Origin of the sequence: Flavobacterium sp. (assembly GCF_043779715.1) — a bacterium.
GTDB lineage: Bacteria > Bacteroidota > Bacteroidia > Flavobacteriales > Flavobacteriaceae > Flavobacterium.
Window position 1 is genome coordinate 1 of record NZ_JAYWDT010000046.1, and the last position, 4,579, is coordinate 4,579.

At 32.1% G+C, this 4,579-nt stretch carries 5 protein-coding genes; all 5 read right to left on the reverse strand.

The features are described from left to right. Positions 1-633 (reverse strand): DUF3857 domain-containing protein (locus tag ACH2BG_RS02270; protein ID WP_395046111.1); only part of this gene is annotated, 633 nt, incomplete at its 3' end. A gap of 41 nt (positions 634-674) precedes the next feature. Then, complete coding sequence (dtd, locus tag ACH2BG_RS02275) at positions 675-1,127, reverse strand: D-aminoacyl-tRNA deacylase (RefSeq protein ID WP_395046112.1); 453 nt, start codon at positions 1,125-1,127, stop codon at positions 675-677. A 6-nt stretch (positions 1,128-1,133) separates the two neighbouring features. After that, positions 1,134-2,117 carry a ribosome small subunit-dependent GTPase A gene (gene rsgA, locus ACH2BG_RS02280; RefSeq protein ID WP_395046113.1) on the reverse strand — a complete coding sequence of 328 codons (984 nt, stop codon included), beginning with the start codon at positions 2,115-2,117 and terminating at the stop codon, positions 1,134-1,136. Between the two features lie 73 nt (positions 2,118-2,190). Next, positions 2,191-3,273, reverse strand: coding sequence for a chorismate mutase (locus ACH2BG_RS02285; RefSeq protein ID WP_395046114.1), 1,083 nt, complete (start codon positions 3,271-3,273; stop codon positions 2,191-2,193). A 20-nt stretch (positions 3,274-3,293) separates the two neighbouring features. After that, a complete protein-coding gene (locus ACH2BG_RS02290; RefSeq protein ID WP_395046115.1) occupies positions 3,294-4,463 on the reverse strand; it encodes a pyridoxal phosphate-dependent aminotransferase in 1,170 nt (389 codons plus the stop codon). Positions 4,464-4,579: the final 116 nt, after the last annotated feature.

A 4,579-nucleotide genomic window follows, 5' to 3' on the forward strand; every position in this document is an offset into this window, starting at 1 on the left:
TGCAGGAATATTTTCTGTTAAAAATGATATACTATTTTTAGTTTCTGTTTTGATTATTTTTTTATCCTGAAAATTTATTTCTTTGTGTTTAAATCCTAAATTATCAGGAAAAGAAATACTTATTTCCGATTTTACAACACTTTCATAGAAATCATCAATTGGATACCATGAAGGAATAAAAGCCGTGTTTGAACTTTGAATTTCGCTTTTAAAAACAATTACAAACGGATATTCAGTCGGTGTAAAGTCAAGCGAAGTAACCCTACTATCGTTATAGATAGAAAATCCGTCGGCTGCGCTTCGATCATTAAAATCTTTGTCTTTAAATTGCTTTATTTTTTTTCCTAAAGATGAGTATAAACTTGCCTCAAAGGAGCTAATTTTAGTAGACTTATCATAGAATTCAATAGCATCAATGTTTTTTAAGCCCAACTCATTATAAACTAAAATGGTTTTGTTTTTTCTTATAATTATTTTATCCTGAGAAACTATTTCAACATTAATTTCCTGATTTAAAACTACACTATTTGCGTTTTCCTTTAAATCATCTGAAACTATAAACTGAGCATTAATTAATGTTTGGGATTGTAAAACATTAACAAACAATAGAAAGAAAAAAAAATTGAACTTCATGTGTGGAAAATTTGGCGCAAAAGTAAGTTAAATATTAACAACTACTCTCTATTTTTACTATCTATAATTATAGTTACTGGCCCATCATTTACTAAAGAAACTTTCATATCTGCTCCAAAAATACCAGCTTGTACTTTCTTACCTAATTCGATTTCTAATTGTGAAACAAAACTTTCGTATAACGGAATGGCTATTTCTGGCTTTGATGCTTTTATATAACTTGGTCGTTTTCCTTTTTTGGTCGAAGCGTGAAGTGTAAATTGTGAAACGACAATGATCTCGCCATTTACATCTTTTACCGAAAGGTTCATTACTTCATTTTCATCAGCAAAAATGCGAAGATTAATTATTTTTGAGGTTAACCAAAGGATCTCCTCTTGATTGTCTGAGTCTTCAATTCCTACAAGAATTAATAAGCCTTGTTGAATTTCGGCTACTGTTTTAGAATCTATTACTACCGATGATGATAAAACTCTTTGAATTACTGCTTTCACTTTTGCCTAATTTTTATTTCTCGTTTCGTCACTCGCAATTCGGTCGTCATTATAAATATCGGTACGATAAGTTTCGTCGTCGCCTTCTAGTATTTTTAGGTAACTATTGTATCGTGAATAGGAAATTTCGTCTTTTTCTAAAGCGTCTTTAACAGCGCATTTCGGTTCATCTTTGTGCAAACAATTGTTAAACTTGCATTGGTCTTTAAGTTTGAAAAATTCCGGAAAATAACCTGAAATTTCTTCTTTTTCCATATCTACAATTCCGAAACCTTTTATTCCTGGTGTATCAATAATTTGGGCACCAAAAGACAAATCATACATTTCAGCAAATGTCGTGGTGTGCTGTCCTTGCTTACTTTGTTCGGAAATTACTTTAGTTTTTAGATGCAAACTTGGTTCCATCGCATTGACTAAAGTTGATTTCCCTACACCAGAATGTCCTGAAAACATAGTTACTTTGCCTTTCATCATGTCTTTCAGTTCCTCGATTCCTTTTCCTTCGGTCGATGAAACTTTCAAACATTTATAACCAATTTGCTGATAAATGTATTGCATAAACAATTGCTCGTCGAGCATCGCTTCATCGTAAGTATCTATTTTATTAAAAACCAAAATAGTTTCTATTCCGTAAGCTTCGGCAGTAACTAGAAAACGATCTATAAAATTGGTTGTTGTTGGCGGATTATTTATCGTTATCAATAAAAAAACATAATCTAAATTTGATGCAATAATGTGCATTTGATGCGATAAATTGACCGATTTACGAACTATATAATTCTTCCTTTCGTGAATATTATTTATTGTACCAGTTATAACATCGGAATTTTCATCTAAATCATAATCGACAACATCACCCACAGCAATTGGATTGGTACTTTTGATCCCTTTCATTCGAAATTTTCCTTTTATACGACATTCCATAAAATCGCCTTGCAAAGATTTTACGGTGTACCAACTTCCTGTAGATTTATAAACGATTCCTGTCATTTAATTTATTATGAATTTTGAATGACAAAATTACGTTAATTCTAATTTAGAATTTATAATTCAACATTTAAAATTATTTATTTATAATTTTCTCTTGGTGTGTAATACTTTCTTGGTGAATCGCTTTAAACATTTTTAAGATAAATTCTTCACTTAATCCCTTTTCATCTCCATCTAGAATCATTTTTCCTAAAATTTCGTTCCATCGTTTGTTTTGTAAAACGGCAACATTATTTGCTTTTTTAAGCGCTCCTATTTGTTCAGCGACTTTCATACGGTTACCTAAAATTTCGAGGATTTTACTGTCATAAATATCAATATTGGCTCGTAGTTTTATCATTTCTGTGTTATAACCATCTTCTTCAACGGTCATTTTTTTTACTTTTAAATCTTCGAAAATTTGTTTCAGAACAGTTGGAGTTACTTGCTGTGCCGCATCACTCCAAGCATTGTTTGGATCTGTATGCGTTTCGATAATTAATCCGTCATAATTCAAATCGAGTGCTTGTTGCGACACTTCCTGAATCATATTTCGGTTTCCTGTTATGTGGGATGGATCGATTATTAATGGTAAATCCGGGAAACGACTTTGCAATTCGATTGCAATTTGCCATTCGGGAATGTTACGGTATTTTGTTTTTTCGTAAGTAGAAAAACCTCTGTGAATAACACCTAATTTTTTGATTCCTGCATTATACAAACGTTCTACACCGCCAATCCACAAAGCTAAATCTGGATTTACGGGGTTTTTTACCAATACAATTTTATCTGTATTTTGCAAAGCATCGGCAATCTCTTGTACTGCAAAAGGGTTTACGGTGGTTCGAGCTCCAATCCACAAAACATCAATATCATGTTCTAATGCTAATTTTACATGAGTAGCATTTGCTACTTCGGTTGCCATTAAAAGTCCAGTTTCGGCTTTGGCTTTTTGCAACCATTTAAGACCAATTTCGCCAACGCCTTCAAATCCTCCCGGACGCGTTCTTGGTTTCCAGATTCCTGCTCTAAAAATACTCACATCAGAGTTTTTTAATTCGTGTGCTGTTTTCAGGACTTGCTCTTCTGTTTCGGCACTGCAAGGCCCAGCAATTACTAAAGGATGTGATAATTTGAAATCGTCTAACCAAGTGCGTAATGAAATACTATTTTCCATAGTTTGTGTTTGTTACAAAATTATAAATGAATTTGTTCTTCTATCAAAATTCTTGATAAAACTTCTTTAATTTTTTCTTCGGAAATACATAGAGAAAATCTAACATAACTTTCTCCGTTGTTTCCAAAAATTGTTCCTGGTGTAATAAATAAATCTTTTTCATATAACAATTCATCTACAAAATCTTCCGAATTAGTTATTCCTATTGGTAATTTTGCCCAGACAAATAGACCAACAGAGTTTTTATCATAAGTGCATTTTAGTTTGTCTGCCAATTGAAAAACTAATTTTCTACGTTTGTGATAAATTTCATTTTGTTCATCAAACCAAGATTTATCTAGTTTCAATGCTTCGATCGCTCCTTTTTGAATTCCGTAAAACATACCTGAATCCATATTGCTTTTTACTTTCAAAATTGCGTCGATATATTTTGAATTTCCAGAAACCATTCCCACGCGCCAACCTGCCATATTGTAAGTTTTAGATAATGAGTTTAATTCTAGCGCAACTTCTTTTGCTCCTTTTATTTGCAAAATTGAAATTGGATTGTCGTTTAAAACAAAACTATATGGATTATCGTTTACCAACAAGATTTGATTTTTTTTGGTGAAAGCCACCAACTTTTCAAATAAATGTAAGCTACCACTTGTTCCCGTTGGCATGTGTGGATAATTTACCCACATGAGTTTTACTTTGGTTAAATCTGTTTTCTCTAAATATTCAAAATCAGGTTCCCAATTATTTTCTGCTATTAAATCATAGAAAATAGGTTTTGCTCCCACTAAATTTGTTACCGAAGTATAAGTTGGATAACCGGGATTTGGAATTAAAACTTCGTCTCCTTCATTGAGGAAAGCGAGTGAAATATGCATAATCCCTTCTTTAGAGCCCATTAGTGGTAAAATCTCATTGTTGAAATTTAAGTCAACCTGAAAATTATTTTTGTAAAAATTTGCCATTTCCTGTCTCAATTCTGGCAAACCTTGGTAGGATTGATATTGATGCGACACATCATCAAACATAGCATTTTGTATTGCTTGGGTAACTAATTTTGACGGTTGTAAATCTGGGCTTCCAATTCCCATATTTACAATAGGCTTCCCTTGAGCAATGAGCTCCCGTACTTCTCTCAATTTTGATGAGAAGTAATATTCTTCGACTGTTTTTAATCTGTTTGCTATTGTTATCATTGTTCTCCCTTTTTGTATTCTCCTAAAACTTTAAAATGCGTTGTCATTAATTCCAATATTTTTTTTGCTTTTTCGTAATGTTTGTATTTCGCAAAAACTATATCTACAAAAAATGA